At 62.6% G+C, this 19,049-nt stretch carries 16 protein-coding genes; 5 read left to right on the forward strand and 11 right to left on the reverse strand.

All coding sequences use genetic code 11. The features are described 5' to 3' along the window. Positions 1-57 precede the first annotated feature (57 nt). From AC6JBC_RS15910 to AC6JBC_RS15930, 5 genes are all read right to left on the reverse strand, one after another. Positions 58-540 (reverse strand): VOC family protein, encoded by a 483-nt coding sequence (locus tag AC6JBC_RS15910; protein WP_498026445.1) that lies wholly within the window; start codon positions 538-540, stop codon positions 58-60. Beyond that, entirely contained in the window at positions 537-1,883 is a 1,347-nt protein-coding gene (locus AC6JBC_RS15915) for a DUF1552 domain-containing protein (RefSeq protein WP_498026446.1), read from the reverse strand. Before AC6JBC_RS15915 ends, AC6JBC_RS15910 begins: the two co-directional genes overlap by 4 nt. Beyond that, complete coding sequence (locus tag AC6JBC_RS15920) at positions 1,883-3,577, reverse strand: DUF1592 domain-containing protein (protein WP_498026447.1); 1,695 nt, start codon at positions 3,575-3,577, stop codon at positions 1,883-1,885. Before AC6JBC_RS15920 ends, AC6JBC_RS15915 begins: the two co-directional genes overlap by 1 nt. Further along, positions 3,574-4,794 carry a hypothetical protein gene (locus AC6JBC_RS15925; RefSeq protein WP_498026448.1) on the reverse strand — a complete coding sequence of 407 codons (1,221 nt, stop codon included), beginning with the start codon at positions 4,792-4,794 and terminating at the stop codon, positions 3,574-3,576. Before AC6JBC_RS15925 ends, AC6JBC_RS15920 begins: the two co-directional genes overlap by 4 nt. A 152-nt stretch (positions 4,795-4,946) precedes the next feature. Then, on the reverse strand, positions 4,947-5,867 hold the full coding sequence (locus AC6JBC_RS15930; protein WP_498026449.1) for an IclR family transcriptional regulator: 921 nt from the start codon (positions 5,865-5,867) through the stop codon (positions 4,947-4,949). 107 nt (positions 5,868-5,974) lie between these two features. Between AC6JBC_RS15930 and AC6JBC_RS15935 the strand changes: the two genes are divergently transcribed. Continuing rightward, positions 5,975-8,179: an alpha-amylase family protein gene (locus AC6JBC_RS15935; RefSeq protein ID WP_498026450.1), complete on the forward strand. Its 2,205-nt coding sequence runs from the start codon at positions 5,975-5,977 to the stop codon at positions 8,177-8,179. A gap of 86 nt (positions 8,180-8,265) precedes the next feature. After that, on the forward strand, positions 8,266-9,069 hold the full coding sequence (locus AC6JBC_RS15940; protein WP_498026451.1) for a cyclase family protein: 804 nt from the start codon (positions 8,266-8,268) through the stop codon (positions 9,067-9,069). Positions 9,070-9,121: 52 nt separating this feature from the next. Here AC6JBC_RS15940 and AC6JBC_RS15945 read toward each other — a convergent pair whose 3' ends face one another. Genes AC6JBC_RS15945 through AC6JBC_RS15965 form a run of 5 tightly spaced genes read right to left on the reverse strand, consistent with a single transcriptional unit; the run spans position 9,122 to position 14,640 of the window. Next, entirely contained in the window at positions 9,122-9,901 is a 780-nt protein-coding gene (locus tag AC6JBC_RS15945) for an SDR family NAD(P)-dependent oxidoreductase (protein WP_498026452.1), read from the reverse strand. After that, entirely contained in the window at positions 9,898-10,833 is a 936-nt protein-coding gene (locus AC6JBC_RS15950) for a 2-hydroxy-3-oxopropionate reductase (RefSeq protein ID WP_498026453.1), read from the reverse strand. The genes AC6JBC_RS15945 and AC6JBC_RS15950 overlap by 4 nt, the downstream gene beginning before the upstream one ends. A gap of 1 nt (position 10,834) precedes the next feature. Beyond that, the gene (otnI, locus tag AC6JBC_RS15955) at positions 10,835-11,620 is read right to left on the reverse strand and encodes a 2-oxo-tetronate isomerase (protein WP_498026454.1); all 786 of its coding nucleotides are present in this window, start codon (positions 11,618-11,620) and stop codon (positions 10,835-10,837) included. Positions 11,621-11,651: 31 nt separating this feature from the next. Continuing rightward, positions 11,652-12,956, reverse strand: a complete 1,305-nt coding sequence (locus tag AC6JBC_RS15960) for a glycerate kinase type-2 family protein (RefSeq protein WP_498026455.1) — start codon at positions 12,954-12,956, stop codon at positions 11,652-11,654. A 13-nt stretch (positions 12,957-12,969) separates the two neighbouring features. Beyond that, the gene (locus tag AC6JBC_RS15965; RefSeq protein WP_498026456.1) at positions 12,970-14,640 is read right to left on the reverse strand and encodes an L-lactate permease; all 1,671 of its coding nucleotides are present in this window, start codon (positions 14,638-14,640) and stop codon (positions 12,970-12,972) included. A gap of 108 nt (positions 14,641-14,748) precedes the next feature. Here AC6JBC_RS15965 and AC6JBC_RS15970 point away from each other — a divergent pair, with 108 nt between their 5' ends. Both AC6JBC_RS15970 and AC6JBC_RS15975 read left to right on the forward strand, forming a co-directional pair. Then, positions 14,749-14,892 (forward strand): hypothetical protein, encoded by a 144-nt coding sequence (locus tag AC6JBC_RS15970; protein ID WP_498026457.1) that lies wholly within the window; start codon positions 14,749-14,751, stop codon positions 14,890-14,892. 19 nt (positions 14,893-14,911) lie between these two features. Continuing rightward, positions 14,912-17,068 carry an alpha-amylase family protein gene (locus tag AC6JBC_RS15975; RefSeq protein WP_498026458.1) on the forward strand — a complete coding sequence of 719 codons (2,157 nt, stop codon included), beginning with the start codon at positions 14,912-14,914 and terminating at the stop codon, positions 17,066-17,068. Between the two features lie 48 nt (positions 17,069-17,116). Here AC6JBC_RS15975 and AC6JBC_RS15980 read toward each other — a convergent pair whose 3' ends face one another. Continuing rightward, positions 17,117-18,184, reverse strand: coding sequence for a TolB-like translocation protein (locus AC6JBC_RS15980; RefSeq protein ID WP_498026459.1), 1,068 nt, complete (start codon positions 18,182-18,184; stop codon positions 17,117-17,119). A gap of 139 nt (positions 18,185-18,323) precedes the next feature. On the opposite strand from AC6JBC_RS15980, the gene AC6JBC_RS15985 reads away from it, so the two are divergent. After that, positions 18,324-19,046, forward strand: a complete 723-nt coding sequence (locus AC6JBC_RS15985; protein WP_498026460.1) for a FadR/GntR family transcriptional regulator — start codon at positions 18,324-18,326, stop codon at positions 19,044-19,046. Positions 19,047-19,049: the final 3 nt, after the last annotated feature.

Consider the following 19,049-nt stretch of genomic DNA (forward strand, 5'->3'; position numbering starts at 1 on the left):
CGTTCCCCAAGAGGCATAACAGAGCTCGCCACTGCTCGCCTCGCCTTCCGACACGCCCTACTGACCATCCCGCAATTGCACAAGTTCCACGATTACGCCATCGGCGTCGCGCACGACGTTATTTATCACCGGCCCCTTCTCGTCCGCCGCCGCGATCCTGACGATGGGAAAGCCCGCCTTCTGCACGCGCAGCGCGGCGGCCCGACTGTCACTGACCCGAATGCCGACCTTCGCCCCCGTCGAACGGTTCTGGGTGGGTTTCGGCTTTTCATAATGAATGAGGATCAGCAGCGGTTCGCTGGACCGGGGATCGCCGGAAAAATTGAATGCGATCTTTTCGGCAGGATCACCCGGCTTGCTGATCGTAAAGACCGGCTTCATGCCAAGCGCATCGACATAAAAGGATCGGGCGCGGCCCATATCGGCCACCTCCAACGACAGGAAACTGAACCCTGACATCGCAGGCTGACCTTGAGTCTGCGCGTAAACGGGCGTTGTTGCCAGCAGCGCGGAGAGGGCAATCATCGCGGCGCGCCTCATGCCATGATCTCCGATAAGCTGCGCGACGTCCGCATGGCGTCAGTGCCCCAGGCATCGACGGGAACCCCCATTAATTGCTGCATGGTGAGGCCTACGCGCGAAATCGGTTCACCCTGCCCTGCTATATGTATGCCACTCTTCACTTTGCCGCCTGCACGTCCGGCCAACATCACCGGGATGCCATTCACGTCATGGTTTTTTGCATAGCTGACCTCGGAATGAGCAACGACCAGCATGTTGTCGAGCAAGGTGCCGTCCCCTTCCTTCACCGCTGACATTGCCGTTACGAAGTCGGCCCATCCCTGCATGCTCTGCGTGGAAAAGGCATCGACTGTCGGCTGATAGCCCTTTGTCCGGTCCACCTGTTCCTCATGCGTGGCCTGATGATAGGCGGTGGGCGATCCGGCCTGCCGCAGATCGGCAGTGGCGGTGGAAAAGACCATGTTGAACACCTTTGTCTGGTTGCAGGCGACGGCCATCGCCAGCAGTTCCGCCATCAGCTTGTGCGACTGTTGGCGGGCGGTCACGTCCGTGCTGGCGGGCAGATCGGCAGGCTGCGCTGGCACGATACACGCCTCTGCCGGGGGTGGCTTTTCCAGTTGCAGCGCCAGCTTGTTTTCGACTTCACGGATGGAGGTGAAATAGCTGTCGACCCGCGCCCTGTCCTCCGCGCCCAGCTTGCCTAGCATCCGGCGCCGTTCGTCGGTCACGGCGGACAGCACGCTGCGACGCGCCATCACCTTGGGATCGGGGGTGAATTCCGCTGCATTAGGATCGCGAAAATCCGCGCCGAAGATGCGGCGGTACAGTTCCATGGGCGATGCGACGCTGGGGTTCATCTCCGTCCCGCTACGATAGGAAAAGCTGGTGCGCGCGTTGCCATCGGCACTCAGTTCCAGACTGCGGAACAGCGTACCCGCGCCGATCGCGTCCGCGATGCTGACGTCGAATGTCGGGCCGACGAGCTGCTGCCATGTGTCGCTGGGCGTCCCGGTTCGAAGGCCCACATTGCCCGAGATATGCGGCTGGTTGCTTTTGCCGCCCAAGGTGATACCGAAGCCTGAAAGAACGGAAACCTTGTCCTGCACCGGCTTGATCGGCTCTAGTTCAGGCGGGAGGTCGTAATTGGCGCCAGCGGTTTTGGGGTTCCAGCGATCGGGGATCATCCCGCAGCCCCAGAACCATGTGCCAAAGCGCACCGGCAAACGCCCGCCGCCATAGGTCGCGGCTACCGCGGCGCCATTATTGTCCAGGAAATAGTCGAGGAACGGCAGGCCCACCGCCACCGCGCCACCGCCAAGCATGCCGCGCAGCAAGAAGCCGCGCCTGTCGAACTGCGTCATCAACCTTTCCTTCCCGAAGATGGCTTGGCCGCGAGCCGTGATACTGCTGGCGCCCGGACGGCGAAGAATTGGGGATCGACGACGATCCGCCTGAACAGAGGTCGGATACGGAATCCGGCGTGGGCGAAATCGTCATGCAGGCGCGTCGTCAAAGGTTCTTCGGACGGAAGCAGCGACCGCCCCGCCGCGTAGCGCCATGCAGATTGCGCCAAGCACTGCGTCACTTTGGGATTGTCGTGCAGAGCCTTACCCAGACCCGCGCTGTCGGTGAACGACACTTTGTCCAGCATGCCCGCCGTGTCGATCGGCACGCCATTTTCGGTAGAACGAAACTGTCCAGCGCCATCGAAACTGTCGAGCGTCAGCCCCATCGGGTCAGTCAGCTTATGGCAGCTCGCGCATTCCTCATCGTCCAGATGCGCCTTCAATCGCTCGCGCGTGGTGCGAAAGGCAGGATTGCTCGTATCCTGGACGATAGTGAAGTTCACATTGGCGGGCGGCGTCGGCACATGTTCGCACATCAGCACTTCACGCAGCGCCTTGCCGCGCAGCGTGGGCGAAGACCGCCCCTCATGGGAATGAAGTGCCAGAAAGCTGATCTGCGTCAGCAGCCCGACACGCGGGTCCTGATCCGGCAAGGTGGTCATCGACCAATCGCGCGGACTATAGGGTACGCGATAGAGCGGGCTCAACTGCCGGTTCATCGCCACCCGGCGGGTGGTGAACAAGTCACGATAATCGCCGTTTTCCTCAACCAGCAGCGTCGTGATGGTGCGCAGCGTCTGTTCCCGCGCGGCGGGCGCCGCCGAAGAACGGAACGCCGGGTAGATGATCCCGTCCTTCGACAGCGACATCATGCCCTCCAACTGGAGGAAATCGTCGAAGAAGGACCGCACGCCGGTTTCAAACCGGGGCGACGCCATCAACCGGTCCACCTGCCGGACAAGCCCCGCCTGCGTCATCAGGCTGCCGTCCGCCGCCGCTTGCAATAATTGTTCGTCCGGCGTGCTGTTCCACAGGAAGTAGCTGAGCTTGCTGGCGCGCGACCAAGCGTCGATCGTCCGGCCGCCCGGCGCACTGGGGTCGGCCACCTCCCGGTCGGTCTGGAAGAGGAAGGGCAGGTCCGACAGCATAGCCGTCAGCATGATCGCCAGCCCACCGTGAAAATCCTTCACCGTCGCCGCCGCCGCCAGCGTCTGGGCGACGGCAAGCTTCACCTCCCCGTCGGTCAATGGCCGTCGGTAAATCCTGAGGCCCACCCGCTTGAAGAAATCTGCCGCGCAGGCCGCGCCTTGCGGATCGGATGCCGACGGCGCGCAGCCGACCAGCCGGTCGCGATGTTTCGCATCGACTACCTGTTCGGCGATGCCGCGCGCAATCTGCTCATATTGCTCCGCCCCCGCCGGGGTGAGCGACACTGCGCTGGTTCCGGCCGCCAGCAAACCGCCGACCCGCATGTCGGGTTCGAACCGGCCGCTGACTTTGATGTCAGGCCCGAATATATCGGCGATGGTCGCGCGATATTGCGCCTCGGTCAGCCGCCGGAACTTGGGCACCTGTGGTTGCTGCGCCTGCTGCGCTGGCGCGTCCGCCTGTCCGGCGCTGGCGGCCATCAGGATTGCGCCGATGGAACAGAGCGCCGTGACAACGGACAGCGCGCGAAGGACGCGCGATGAATTCACTAGCCCGCTCACTGCTGCACTCCTTGCGCCACTTGCTGGGGTTTGATCAGGAAGACGGGCACGCCCTTGAACCGCAAAGCTGATGAAATGGCCGTGTTGCGTCCCGTCTTCGTGTCAGGGAAGGCATCGGCATAGCGGCGCACCGCCTTAATCAGCGCGGGGCATGACATGCGCGTCAGATTGGCGCCCACCTGAGTCGATTGATGATAATTGTCCTCGATGCTTGCCAAAGTGTGATAGCCGTAAATGCCACCCTCTATCGCTTCGCCCGGCTTGATCTTCGCCTGGATGCGCGCTTGTCGGACTTCGCGATAGCTGTCGATGATCTGCTCACGTAGCCGCAACCCTAAATCGAACGGTTCGGTTAGCAGTTCGCCGTTGCGGATCTTCCCCTTGGCCTGCGCCATGAAGCGGCGATCCGGATCAACATCCAGACTGGCCCATGCAAGCGGCTTCCCCGCACCCGACAGTTCCAAAGGATTGGCGCTGGCATAAAGGCGCACCGTCACATCATCATCGTTGACCGGATCATCGACGCCGCTGACCTCGACCAGCGTGGGCGACGACATCGATGTGATCACCTCGTCCGCCACCTTGGGCGTGCCGAAATCGCGCGTGGAAAAAGTGCATCCCACCGCCCGGATCAGCTGATTATCAACGCCCGGCGCCTTGTCGGGGCTGACATAATCGTCCTTGTTCGCGCGGCCGTCCAGATCGATGCCGTAGGCGATTGGCCCACGATAATCCTCATTCCCCTTTTCCATGAAGGGGAAGTCTTCCGGATTGGTGCAGCTGTCATAAGCAAAACGGGTGCCCAGGAAGGCAGCCGTGCCCTTCCCCTTTGGTATATGATATTTCTGGCGCAAGGCTTCCTGTTCCGCTTCGCTCAGTTGAGCCATGCTGCCATTGGAACCGGAAGGCTTGCCCGTAGGCACCATTTTGAAGCCCAGCCGCTGGCCCATCAGATTGTGCAACTCCTGCACCTTGTCGGGCGCCTCATATTTCGCGCGCTCGGCGCGCGGCAGGGTTTTTAGAAACAGGTCGGACGAACTGAGCGACGGCGCGCGACACGCCTTTTCATCTTCGTAAGCCGCGACATAGATGTTGGTCAGCGCAAAGGAAAAGCTCTGCGGCTGCGGTGCGGACGCACCAACCGCCATCAGACTGCCCGCCGCCAGCAATCCCACCGCGACACGCCTGTCGCGCACATGGGATCTCATATCTTTCATCACCCTCTCCTGCCGCCCGCGCTGTTACGCCGGTGTTTCTTCCTCCGTTATCACGCAGCCGCGCAGGTGTGCGCCACGGCGTTACTGTTCACCGAAGCGGCAGAAGTGATCCGAAATGTCTGGTAAGGCTGGATTTAGACAGATCAGGCTGATCAGAAACTCTGTGTCGCGATTTCCACGCTCATCCGCTGCGCAGCGCTGATCAGCGCAGGCCCCAACTCGTCCAGCCGGGCGCGGGTCAGATGAGAGGACCGATCCGAAATCGACAGTGACCCCTTGGGCAGTCCGTAGCGGTCCTTGACCACAGCAGCGACGCAGCGAAGGCCATCGCTATGCTCTTCGTCGTCCAGCGCATATCCGCGCGCCCTGATCTGCGCCAATTCGCTACGCAAACGGTCGCCGTCGATGATGCTGCGCGCGGTGCGGGCCTTGATCGGCGTGCTGTCCAGATAGCGGTCGAACTCCGGCCGCGACCATTGTGCCATCAGTACCTTGCCCGACGCCGTGCTATGCAGCGGCAGCACAGCACCCGGCCGCGCAGCAGTCTGGCGGAAACCGTTGGTCGCGGCTTGGCCGACATAACAGACACCCGCCCCCTCGGGCACGGCGATGTTCACGCAATGCTGCACTTCCGACATCAGTGACCGCATGATGCTGTGACCCAACTGGCCCAAGTCCCGCGTCTGAGCGAAAACCGCCCCCACGGTGAAGGCCTGGACACCGACCGACCAGCCATTTTTCCGCCGGTCGAAAGCGACATAGCGCAACGCCTCCATGGTCGTCAGCAGGCGATGGGTAGTGGATCGCGGCAGGCCCACGGCACGGGACAGGTCACTGAGCGTCATATAGTCGCTCTTGGCCAATTCATCGAGAATGCCGAACGCCCGCACCAGCGACTGCACTCGCCCAAGCAGACCGTCCTCCGGCTCTTGCTGACTATCGGTCACAACCCGTTCCTCGCCCTGCTGCGCTGTCGTCGCGCGAACGCCAGCCTTAGAGCAACTGGTATGACCTGTTTCCCCACCTTTGTCGATATGCTTTGCGTTGGCCTTCGATCGGCCCGTATCCATCATGCGTGCCCGGAAAACATCTAGCTCGCATCGACATCCCACATCATGGGATGATCGATTGTGGATCGACGGCCTTGGGCTAAGGATCGGGCCAAGCTGAGGAGAGGATCATGCCTGACATCTTGCCGCTCGATCGCCGCACAGCATTGACGTTGGGGGCTGGTGCGCTGCTGTCCGGTATTGAGCCCGCCTTTGCCCGCAAAATCGGACTAAGCGGCGCGCCGGACTGGGCGAGCGAACCCATGCGTTGGTTCCAGCTTGCCTTTACCGAAGATGATCCGGGCCGTTACGATCAGGCCTTCTGGATCGATTATTTCCAACAGATTCATGCCGACGGCGTCTGTCTGAGCGCCGGAGGAGGCATCGCCTTCTACCCGACGGCCATCCCTTATCATGGCATGGCGCAGCGCATCGACAAGGGCGTGGACCCGTTCGGCGACATGGTCGCTGCGTGCAAGAAGCTGGGCATGCGCGTACTCGCCCGTATCGATCCGCACGCAATGAACGCGGCCGCCGCCGCTGCTCATCCCGAATGGGCGCTGACCGGCCCGGACGGCAAGATCAAACGGCACGGCAGCGCACCGGGCCTGACACTCACCTGCGCCTATGGCCCCTATAATTTCGACCTGATGCCCAAGGTGATCGAGGAAATCGCCCGGCGCTATCCGGTGGATGGCTTCTTCGGCAACCGCTGGAACGGCAGCGGCACCTGCTACTGCCAAAGCTGCCGGACGCTCTACCGCGCCGCATCGGGACAGGAGGTTCCGGCCGATCCCGACCCTTCCAAACCGGAAGGGCGGCGATATGCGGCCTGGGCTGAAGATCGGCTCTTCGCCCTCATGGACCTTTGGAATGCGGCCGCGCGCAAGTACCGGCCCCAGGCCTTCTTCATCCCAGGCGGTGACCGCCGGGGACTGGTCGATTTGAACGGCCCCGCCCTGTCAAAGCGACTTCCGCTCGCCTTTTGCGATCGCCAGGCACGCTCGTCCGACAATTCGGGCTGGGGCACAGGCCCTGAGGTGTGGGGCGCGGGCCGCTACACCCGCGAACTGCGCGCCTTCATGAAGGACAAGCCGGTCGGCCACATCATCTCCGTGGGGGTGGAAGAAGCCTATCGCTGGAAAGACTCGGTGCAGAGCCCGGCCGAAATCCGCATCTGGGCGGCAGGCGCGATCGCCCAGGGCGCGCGCCCGTGGATTACCAAGTTCAACGCCAAGCCGCTCGACCGCCGCTGGATGGAGGTGGTCCGGCAAATCTACAGCTGGCACCACGCCAACGAAGCCTATCTGCGCAACAACGGCAATCTGGCGCGGGTCGCGATCGTCCATTCACCTCGGACGACTGCCTATCTCGGCGGCTGGAATGAGCGCAGGCAGCTGGAGGGGCATTCGCACGGCTTCTACCAGGCTGCGCTTGAATCCCGCGTGCCCTTCGACCTCATCGACGAGGATTTTCTGGACGAAGCCAGCCTGTCGCGCTTCCGCACCATCATTCTCGCCAACGTGGCGGTGCTGTCGGACGCGCAATGCGATCAGATCCGCGCGTTTGTGAAGCGGGGCGGCAACTTAATCGCAACCTATCAGACCTCGCTCTATGATGGTGACGGACGGCAACGGGCGGACTTTGGCCTTGCAGACCTATTCGGCTGCTCCATCGCCGGAAAGGCTGAGGGACCGCTCAAGAACGCCTATCTCACCCTGCGTCATGCCCACCCGGCCATCAGCGGACTGCGCGACATCAATCGCACCATCGGTCCTCTCTTCCGCCAGCCTGTCACCGCACGCGACCAGAGGGAAGTCGCATTGACGCTGGTGCCCAGCTATCCCGACCTACCCATGGAACGCGTCTTCACTGACAAGACGGAAACCAACCTGCCGATGGCGATCTGCCGTCAAGTCGGCCGTGGCCGCGTCGCCTATCTGCCCATGGACATCGACCGCACCTTTGCAGAGCTTGGTCATGGCGATCATCTGACATTGCTGCACGCCATGCTCGACTGGACCCATCAGGAAGCGCATCCGCTACAGATCGAAGGGCCGGGTCTGCTGGACATCGCCTGCTGGCGGCAGGACAAATCGATGACTGCGCATCTGGTCAATCTCAACAACCCCATGACGATGCGGGGCAGCTATCGCGAGGCGATCAAGACCGGCCCCTATCGGGTCCGCATGCAACTGCCTCAGGGCAAAGGCGCTGCCCAGGCCCGGCTACTGACCGCCGGAATGGCTGTGCCACACCGGGCGGCAGACGGTTGGGTCGAAGTCGATGTACCGTACATCGACTTCCACGAAGTTGTCGCGATCGACTTGGCCTAGGGTCGTGACTTCCTGAGAACCTAAGTCCCGTTCGCCCAAAGCTTGTCGAAGGGCTCTACTTCTTTGAAGAAAAGGAAAAAGCCGCGATGATCGACCGCCGCGACATGCTCGCCTTGAGCGCGCTGGGCGCTCTTGCTCTGGGCACAGCCTCCGCCGCCGATGCTGCTGCCATAACCCCCGATCAGGCCAGTCTTTCCCTTCACGGCCGCCAACTGCACATCCTCGACCTCACGCATAGGCTGACGCGGGCCTTCGCCTTCACCCCCGGCCGCCTCAACATGGAAGCGGTTGAAGGATCGGGAACGAAGGCAGGGATGGCGCTCAATCGCATATCGATCGTCGAACATACCGGCACGCATCTCGACGCGCCCCGTCATTTCGCGCCTGATGAAGCATCGGTCGGCGACATACCCGTCAGCCAGTTGATCGTTCCGCTCGTCGTGATCGACATTAGGGACAAGGTGAAAGTCGATCGCGACGCTCGGGTGGAACTGCGGGATGTCATCGCATGGGAACGCCGCCACGGCCGCATCCCGTCCGGTTCCTGCGTCGCCATGCTTTCGGGCTGGGATCCGCTGAACGCCTTTTCGAGCTATGCAAGCCTCACCCCCGCCGAACGGCGCAAGAGTCCAGGCTTCGATGCTGCCGTCATGAACATTCTGATGAAGCGGGATGCGCGTGGCATCGGCGTCGATACCATGTCGATCGATGCGGGTGAGGCGATGCCCGCCTTCCCCGTTCATCAGGCATGGCTGCGCAGTGGGCGCTGGGCGTTGGAGGGGCTCGCCAATCTCGACCGCGCACCTGCCGCGGGTGGGTTGCTGTTCGCAGGCGTCGCGCCGCTGGAAAACGCCACCGGAATGCCCGCGCGCGTGATCGCGCTCTTTTGAACAAGCGCTACGACGCCCGCCCGTGCAGAAGCGAGCGCCGCAGCCAGTGTCGTCAAGCGCGCATCAGCGATCCGCCATTGACGTCATAGATCGCACCGTTGATCCAGCGGCCATCCTCCGACAACAGCATCGCGACGACGCCGGCATGGTCTTCGGATTGGCCCAGCCGGGTGTGCGGGGTGCGTGACATGAAATAGTCGGCCCACTTGGTGGCTTCCTCGGCGTTCGCTTCCATCGCCGTCTTCATCTCGCCGGTCACCGTGAAACCGGGCGCGAGCACGTTGGCGGTGATGCCTTCCTTGCCCCAGCGCGCACCGACGTGGCGCGCCAGCGCATTCACGCCCGCCTTCGCCATGGCATAGCAGGGCCGCGTCGGTTCACCACCATGCGCCGAACCGGAGCTGGTGTAGACAATCGCGCCCTTGCCGCTCTTAACGAGGTGCGGCACTACCGCGCGGGTGCACAGCAGGTGGCCGCGCAGGTTCACCGCGATCGTGCGGTCAAATGTGGAAAGGTCGATGGCCAGCGCGTCGCTATCCTCCATGATAACGCGCAGGTCTGCCGCATTGATATGCGCCCCGTCGAGGCCGCCGAAGCGGCTCACCGCCTCTTCCGTCGCCTTCTGCACCGATGCCTCGTCGGAAATATCGACATGGACTGCAAAGGTCTCCCCACCCGCTTCCTGCGCCACTTGCGTCGCGCCTTCGAGGTTGATGTCGGCGGCGCAGACGCGCGCGCCTTCCTCGGCTAGGCGCTTCACAGTGGCAGCGCCGATTCCGGTCGCGCTGCCGAACACGATGATACGGCGGTCTTTGAGACGATTGTTGGTCATGAGCATCCTCCGGAAAAGCTGTTGGCGTCGGAAACGTCGTTAATTGAGTAACCACTCACCATGTGGTTAGCAGCTCGTTCGAGCGCCGTCACCATCGCGCTGTGATCCTTTTCCGCATCGCCGTGGGCTACGCAACTGGTGAAGAGTTGCTGAGCGTTGGCCGTCGCAGGTAGCGAAACTCCCAGCGAACGCGCACCAGAAAGCGCCAGATTCAAATCCTTCTGGTGGAGCCGGATGCGAAAGCCGGGGTCGAAGGTGCGGTCGATCATCCGCTGGCCATGCACCTCCAGAACGCGCGACGCAGCAAAGCCGCCCATCAACGCTTCGCGCACCCGCGCCGGGTCCGCGCCCGCCTTCGATGCGAAGACCAGCGCCTCGGAAACGGCTTCGATATTCAGCGCGACGATGATCTGGTTGGCGACCTTGGTCACCTGTCCCGCGCCCACGTCGCCCACCAGTGTGATATTCTTGCCCATCAGTTCCAATAGCGCCCGGACCTTCTCAAACACATCCGCCTTGCCCCCGCACATGATGGTAAGCGCCGCATTCTTCGCCCCCACCTCACCGCCGGAAACCGGCGCGTCGATATAGGCGCAGCCCAGTGCATCGATCCGCTCCGCAAAGTCACGGGTCGCGATCGGGTCGATGGAGCTCATGTCGATGACGATCGTGCCGGGCTTCAACCGCTGCGCCACGCCGTTCGCGCCGAACAGAACTCGCTCGACGTCCCGCGTGTCGGGCAGCATCAGGATTAGGCACTCCACCGTCGCCGCCACTTCCGCGGGCGTGGCGCAGGCGACCGCACCGCCTTCGCGCAGCTCGTCCGGCATCGGCGTGCGGTTCGCGCAGCTATAGATCGCATGGCCCGCCGCTTGTAGATGGCCGGCCATGGGACGGCCCATGATGCCGAGGCCGATGAAACCGATCTTCATGTCACGCTCTCCCGGATTTCAGATAACCGCGCGCCCAGCCAAGGCCCGCCTTCGTGTCGCCCGCAGGCCGATATTCGCATCCGATCCACCCACCATAGCCCAGCGCGTCGATGTGGCTCAGCAGCCAGGGATAATTGATCTCGCCGGTGCCGGGTTCGGCGCGGCCCGGATTGTCGGCCAATTGCATATGGCCGATGCGAGGCAGCAACCGCTCAATCGTGCGGGCAAGGTCGCCTTCCATGATCTGCATATGATAGATGTCATATTGCAGACGGGCATTGGCGCGGCCCGCCTCGTCAATCACCGACAGCGCCGCGTCGGTCGTGCCGTAGAAATAGCCGGGAATATCGACGCGCGTGTTGATCGGTTCGATCAATATCTCAATGCCATCGGCCGCCGCCAGATCGGCTGCGTAAGCGATATTGTCCATCAATACAGCCCGGCATTCCGCGCTTACGGGCGCCTTCCCCGCCATCAGATGCAAGCGCGGGCAGCCCAGCACATTGGCATAGTCCAGCCCTTTAGCGACGCCCGCACGAAACTCCTCCACGCGATCGGGCAGCGCAGCGACGCCCCGCTCTCCGCCAGCCCAATCGCCAGCGGGCAGGTTGAACAGCACGACCTCCAGCTCGCATCGCCGCGCCCGTTCAGCTACCTCTTCCGCGCCATGATCATAGGGAAACATAAACTCGACGCCGGAAAAGCCCACCTCCGCCGCCGCATCGAAGCGGTCGAGAAAGGGCAGGTCCTGGAACATCATCGACAAATTGGCGGCCAGCTTGACCATGTCTCTTCCTCTCTTTTCAGTTTGCGCCCGGTCAGAAGGCGAGACCCAGCACCAGATCCATCACATTGGTGCCAGTGGGTCCGGTGCGAAACAGGTCCCCCGTCGCGTCGAACAATCGGTAGCTGTCATTGCGCGCCAGCATCTCCGCCGGGTCGATCCCCGCCGCCCACGCACGCTCGTGAAGCCTGCCATCGGCAAAAGCCCCCGCCGCATCGGTCGGCCCGTCGGTGCCATCGGTGCCAGCGGCAAGCAGGACGGCATTGTCCTGCCTGGCCAGCGCCATGGCCGCGACCAGGGCAAACTCCTGATTGCGTCCGCCCAGCCCATCGCCCTTCACCTGAAGTGTGGTTTCCCCAGCCGATACCAACAGCATGGGGCGATCCTGCGGCGGTACTGTGCGCAGGGCAGCGGCCATCGCCCGCGCCGCGTCATGAGTGTTGCCCGCCATCGCCATATCCACATCTCGCACGGCCACCCCCTCCCGCGCCGCAATGCGATGCACAGCCTCCACCAGCGTGGCGCTCTCGGCTAACAGCAGTGTCTCGCGCCGTCCCACCGTTTGGGGCACCGGATGCACGCCCTTGGCAAGCGCGCGCCCGATCGATGCGGGCACAGTATCTTCCAGCCCATATCGCGCGAGAATAGCGACCGGATCCTCCTGTCCTTCCCCGCCCGCAAGAGTCGGCCCCGATCCGATCATGCAGATGTCGCCGCTCGGCACGTCCGATATCAGCAAGGTCAGCACCGATGCGGGGCCGATATGGTCCAGAAGCCCGCCGCCCTTTACCCGCGACAGGCGCTTGCGCACGGCGTTGATCTCCTCGATCGACGCGCCGGAGCGCAGCAGCATGCCGGTCACCCCCGCCTTTTCCTCCAGCGTCACGCCATCGACCGGCGCGACCATCAACGCCGACGCACCGCCGGTGAGCAGCACGATCACGCTGTCACGCTCGGTCAGCCCGTCGATCGTGCGCAGCATCTCGGCGGTAGCCTCCACCCCCTGCGCGTCAGGTATGGGATGGCCAGCCTGAAGCTGCCGGATGCGCGTCAACGGCTCGTCATGGCCATACTTGACGATGATGCAGCCATCGGAAATCCGCTCCCCCAGCAGGGTTTCCAGCCCCTTCGCCATCGACCCCACGGCCTTACCCGCGCCGATCACGACGATGCGGCCATCTGGAGCAAGTGGCCAGTCTATGGCTCTGCCCTGGTGGCGGATAAGCCAGTGGTCACCCGCGGGAACGCCCAGCGACGCAACCAGCCTCTCGCCGCGCACCGACTGCAGCGCCTCAAGATAGATGCTTTCCAGCAGAGCGCGGGCGGCGGCCGTCTGCATAATAGGCGCCACCTCAGGGAACCAGAAGGGTGAAGGGATAGACATAGGCTTGCAGCATCACGAACAGGCCAATCAGCGAACCCAGCACCAGGCTGTGAACGAAGACATGGCGCAATATGCGGCCTTCCTGACCGAACCACTGCGTCGCGGTGGAGGCCACGACGATGCTCTGCGCATCGATCATCTTGCCCATGACCCCGCCCGCGCTGTTCGCGCTCGCCATCAGCACAGGCGAAAGGTTCAACTGTTCGGCGGTGATCTTCTGCAATCCGCCGAACAGGACATTGGAGGCCGTGTCCGATCCGGTGACGGCAACGCCCAGCCACCCCAGCATGGTGCCGAAGAAAGGATAGAGAACTCCCGTCGCCGCGAAGGCTAGGCCCATGGACGCGTCAATGCCACCATAACGGGTGAGATAGCCAAGCCCCAACATCGCCGCGATGGTGAGCAGCGATGGCAGTACCAGCTTCCACGTGTGCAGATAGACGCGACCGACCGTGCGCAGAGGGACCCGCAACAGCAGCGCGGAGGCAAGGGCTGCCACCAATATCGCCGTGCCCGTCGCCGACAGCAGGTTGAGATTGTAGACCGCCTTTTCAAACTCCGGCGCGGTGACGACAGGAGGCAGGCGCTGGATCACCCCATCCAATCCAATAAAGGGCAGGCGCAGCGCGAAGATGGCGTCCAGCCCCTGCTTCATGAAGGGTAGGCCCCACAGGAAGACACACGCCGTCAGGATGATCCACGGCATCCAGGCACGCCGAACGGCGGCGGAATCATGCAGCGGCTCAGCATGGGCGGCGTCCACGGTCGCGGCCACGTCCCGCTCGTCACCCGGCGCGAGCTTCGCCTCGTTGACATGCATGATCCGCGCGGGCTGCCATATCCGCAGGAAAGCGATAAGCGCCGTGATCGACGCAAGCGCCGCGCCGATGGAGGTCAGCCAAGGGCCATGAAGGTTGGAGATGAGAAGCTGCACCAGCGCGAAGCTGACGCCTGCGACCAACACGGCGGGCAGCACCTCCATCGTCCGCCGCCACCCACAATAGGCGACCAGCAGCCAAAAGGGCACGATGATGGCGAAGGGCGTCATCTGCCGCCCCACCATCGCCGATAGTTCGAGCAGCGGCAGCCCGGTCACGCCAGACAGCGTGACGAGCGGCGTACCGAGTGCGCCGAAGGCGACAGGCGCGGTATTGGCGATCAGCGACAGGCCGGACGCCTGCAACCTTGTAAAACCAAGCCCGATCAGCATCGCGCCCGTGACCGCAACTGGCGTCCCGAACCCCGCAGCTCCTTCGAAGAAGGCACCGAAGCAGAAGGCGATCAGCAACAGTTGCAGCCGACTATCTGCGGTGATCGACGTGATCGCGCCGCGCAGGATGTGGAACTGCCCGGTCGTTTCAGTCAACTGATATAGGAAGATGATGTTGAGCACGATCCAGCCAATGGGCAGTAGCCCGTAGGCCGCCCCGAAACCGGCTGCGCGCACGGCCAGGCCCGGAGGCATGCCGAATGCCAGCACCGCGACTGCCAGGCCCGCCCCCAAGCCCAGCAGGGCGGCGATATGCGCCCGCACATGAAAAAGGCCGATCGCCCCCAGCAGCACGACGACGGGGACGGCAGCAACCAGAGCCGACAGCAAACCATTGCCGAAAGGATCGTAATTTTGTGCCCAGATCATGGCGCCATCCCTGCCCATTCCTATCGCGGTCTATTTCAAATCATGCGGAATTTCCGTGGTATCGCCACTCGCCCCCCGCTGTTAGCCGTTCGACCGTCGCTAAGGAGGATGACAGGCAAGAGATACCCGCCTTTCCGCGATGCGGAACAGACACTGTGGCGGGCGGCGTGCCGTTCCATATCGCGGAACGGCGTCGGCGGCATCATTGTCCATCCAGGCACGCCGGTGCAGACCGAACGTTCCAATCTGTAAATTCAGGAGCATGAGGAGGATGGACTTGAAAGCGAACGGCGAGATCTCGCGCCGCGATCTCGTACGCGCCTTGCCCACGGCATCTATGATAAGCGCCATTCCCGGCCCGGCCTGGTCCGCCCTGAACATCGGCGGCTTTAACCGGCGCGAATGGTGGAAGCATGAATATCGCGTAGTCCAGACCAACCTGCGCGAAATCGACGTCCTGGAAGATCCGCGAGAGATCGCCCGGCAAACCCGCGCCTTCGGTGCGAACATGATCGTGTCGAACATCGGCGGGATCGTTGCCTTCTATCCCACTGAGCTGCCGCTCCACTATCGCAACCCCTATCTGAAAAACGATTTCGCAGGCGAGATGGTCACCGCCGCCCATGCCGAAGGGCTGGCCTATATTGGCCGCTTTGACCTATCCAAGGCGATGCAGCCCGCCTATGACGCACATCCCGAATGGTTCATGCGCAACCGCGATGGCAGTCCGCGTGAATATGCCGGCACCTACCAGGCCTGCCCCAACGGCGGCTGGGCGCAGGATTACAGCCTTCAGATATTGAAGGAAGGGGTCGAACGCCATGATGTGGACGGTATGTTCTTCAACATGACCGGCTTCGTCCGCACCGACTATTCCGATGTCGATCATGGCATTTGCGTATGCGACAATTGCAAGCGACGATTTCGGGAACTGTACAAGCTGGACCTGCCCAAAAACGAAGACGGCACCGATCCCAATTGGGATGCTTATCAGCAGTTCCAGACGCGCGTCATGACCGAGCTTTCCGCAAAGGCGCGCGCAGTCATCGAGGCGGCACGACCCCATGTGCCTTTGATGGATTTTTTCGGCGGCGTCGTTGCGCGTGGAGAGGTGCAGCGCCGGGTTTCACGCAAGGCGCCGGAATGGCCATATGCCATGGGCGAACAGACACGGGCGCTCATGGCACTTGCGCCAGGCAAGGCCTTTTCCGCAACCTCCACTGCGCATATGGACTATCCGTGGCGGCAGGTGACGGAAAGCACCGAAAACCACATTTTGCGTTTCGCGCAGGCGCTCGGCACGGGCGCGAAGCTCGACCTTTATCTGATGGGAACGCTCAACGATCAGGACGATCCTCGGTTTCTGCCTCCCGTCTCGCGCCTTTTCCACTGGCACGCCGCCAATGAACAGCATTATGCCGGGCTGACCCCGGCTGCCCGCGTCGCGATCTACAATATGGGATCAATCTTCCAGTCGCCCGGCGCCGGGCTGGCGCGGTATAGCACCGGTGCGCAGCGCGGGGCCTATCAGGCGCTGGTCGATGCCCGCCTCCCCTTCTGGATGACTAACGGAATGCAGGTGCGCAACGCGACGCGCGACAAAGCCTATGACGTCATCATCATGCCGCATATCATGACCTTGAGCGATGACGATGCCGATGCGCTGGACGCCTTTGTCGAAGGGGGGGGCCTGCTCATCGCGACCGGCTACACCGGCGCACAGGGGCAAGGGGGAAAGCCGCGCTCCGGCTCGGCGATGAGGTCCAGCCCGGTGAGCAGCTTCGGTCAGCCGCGCGATGGCCATGGCTGGTCGCTCGATATGAGCAAGGCCGCCATCCCCATGGGACCCGGTCGCATGCCGATCGACGCGGACTTCTTCCACGTCACCCCCCGCAGCGGCGCGTCGAGCCTGATCCCCTTCGCGCCCGATCAGCGTTTCGGCCCGCCCGAATTTTCCTATGCGCGGCCGGGCGAAACGGCGCGCGCCGACGCTGGCGCGCTGGTCATGGCTTATGGAAAGGGGCATCATGTGCACATCCCATGGCTGCCCGATTGGCTTTATTATCGTGACGGAATCGATGCGCATCGGTTGCTTTTCGAAAGCCTGATCGCCCGTTATGCGCCGCCATCACCACTGCTGCTGGAAGGACCCGGTCCAATCGAAATGATGGCGATGCGGCAGCTCGTGACGGGCAAGATGCTGGTCCATGTCATCAACTATTCGGGCCAGCGGAACACCCATTATGGCGATCCCGTCATCGCCCACGGCCTGAAGCTGGGCGTGCGCGGATCAGTGGGCAGCACGGCGCAAATGCTGGTGGCGGGCAAATCGGTAAAGGGTAAGCGACGGAATGGCGATGGCGACCACCTGTGGTTCGACCTGCCGCCGGTCGATACGTTTGAAGCAGTGCAGTTGACGCTTGCTTGATTGCGGGGTTGGGGAGGCAACTCTCAGTTCCTCCCCAATCCGCTACGATCAAAAGTTCGGCGCCAGGTCCATCAGCACGATGCCCTGCCCCACGCCTGCGTCGATCACGTCCGCCGATCCCACTTGGGCAGCGACCATCCGGCCATCGGGCCGCACGACCGGATTGCCATATTTCCAGCCACCATATTGCACGATGTTCGTCATGCGCGTGTAGCGCGGCTTCTTTGGATCAAGATCAAGGACACACAGATCCATGCCTTTAGCTCGGTCCTGTGCGCATTCCACCAATGTCCGCTTGCCATCCGGGAAGATGCCTTCGACCTCGCCATATAGGGTGGACGGCGTCGGATATTCAGTGATCTTCCTGGTCGCGAAATCGACCGACAACACCTTGGTCTCTACGCCCGTCGGCCCCTTGCCAAAACCATAGCAGGGCATGACCAGCCCCTTATCGCCCGGGAGGAAGTCTTGCGCTTCGACGAAACATTCAGTCGTTGTCACGATTTCCCGTACATCTTCCAACTTCGCTGATTGCGCGTTAACGGCAACGCGCCCCGTATAAATGGTGGTCGATGCTGGTTTGCCACCTGCTGCAGGTTTTACCTGGCTCCAGGCGATCATGTTGCTCCGTGGGCTGAGCGCTATCCCTTCGAACACCGTGATGCCCAGCGGCACCGGCGCGCGCATCGCCTGTCCATCCATCCAGAACAGCTCGATGCGGCCGTGGCGCGTTTCTTCCCGCGTCTTGCCCAAGATACGAGGCCCCAGCAGCGCATAGCTGCCGTCGGCCAGATAATGCACTCGCAAATAGCCTTCACTGGGCGCGTGATCCGTCAGGTTACGGGTACGCCTTGTCGTCATGTCATATTCGAAAGCGTCACCGTAGGATTTGCCGATGAAGGCCAGCTTATCGCCCGTGGGCGAAAAGACCGGCCGCTCTCCGAAGGCTGAAATCAGCCGCTGTCCGGGCGGCATGTCCTGAATTGGATTGCCCGGCTTGTTCCCCAGCGGCATCGCAGCAGGAACGGCCTCGCCCCGCGTAAAGGTCTGCGCGGGAAGCGCAGACAGGGGCAGCACTGCGAGCATGACGGATAACGAGAGATATTTTGCCTTCATCGATCTGTCTCCTTGTCCCTGCGCAAGCAACGTGGTGGCCGTAATAAGTCAAGCAGGGCCTGTTGCCGTTTCACTATGTGGACAGCCAGACTAACCACTGGTCAGCAGCGCTTGCGGGCGATAAAGCCGCACGATGACCATGGAGTGCGCCACTCTGGCCGCAGAGCCAGAAAGTTCCGGATATCGCCGGGTGCTTGCCCATTTGCGCGAGCTGCTGGTGAATGGCGGCGTCCAGACCGGCCACCGCCTGCCGAGCGAACGGGAACTCGCGCTCAGCCTAGGGGTAAGCCGCCCGGCCGTGCGCGAAGCCGTGCGCGCGATGGAGATGATCGGCGTGCTGGAAACACGCCACGGCCGCGCCAGCACCGTGCGCGTTCCCGATGCATCGGTGCTGGGCGAGTTTTTCTCCCTCGCTCTGGCGCAGCAACCGGCAATCATCGACGATATTGTCGAGGTGCGTATCGCGTTGGAGCGGCAGGCGCTAAGGCTGGCCTGCGCCCGCGCCACGGAAGAAGATCGCCAGAACCTTCAACAGGCGCTGGAGGATATAGAAGCGACGATCGGCGATGTCGCCAAAGGTGGTCATGCCGACCTCAATTTCCATACGCAGCTGGTCGCGGCTGCGCACTCACCTGCGCTGTCTACCGTCTACGGCACGATTACGCACCTGCTGGAACGGTCCCATGTCGAACGGCGCCAACGCATTGCGGACAGCCCGATGGCGCGCGAATATCTGGTCGATCATCACCGTCGCATCTTTGAAGCTGTCCGCGCGGGCGACGCGCTGATGGCGGACGACTTGATCCTTAGCCATTTCGCTATCGGCGCGGCCTGGAAAATTCATGGGGCTCCCGCCGACTGACGT

The organism is Sphingobium sp. RC1, from assembly GCF_059738765.1.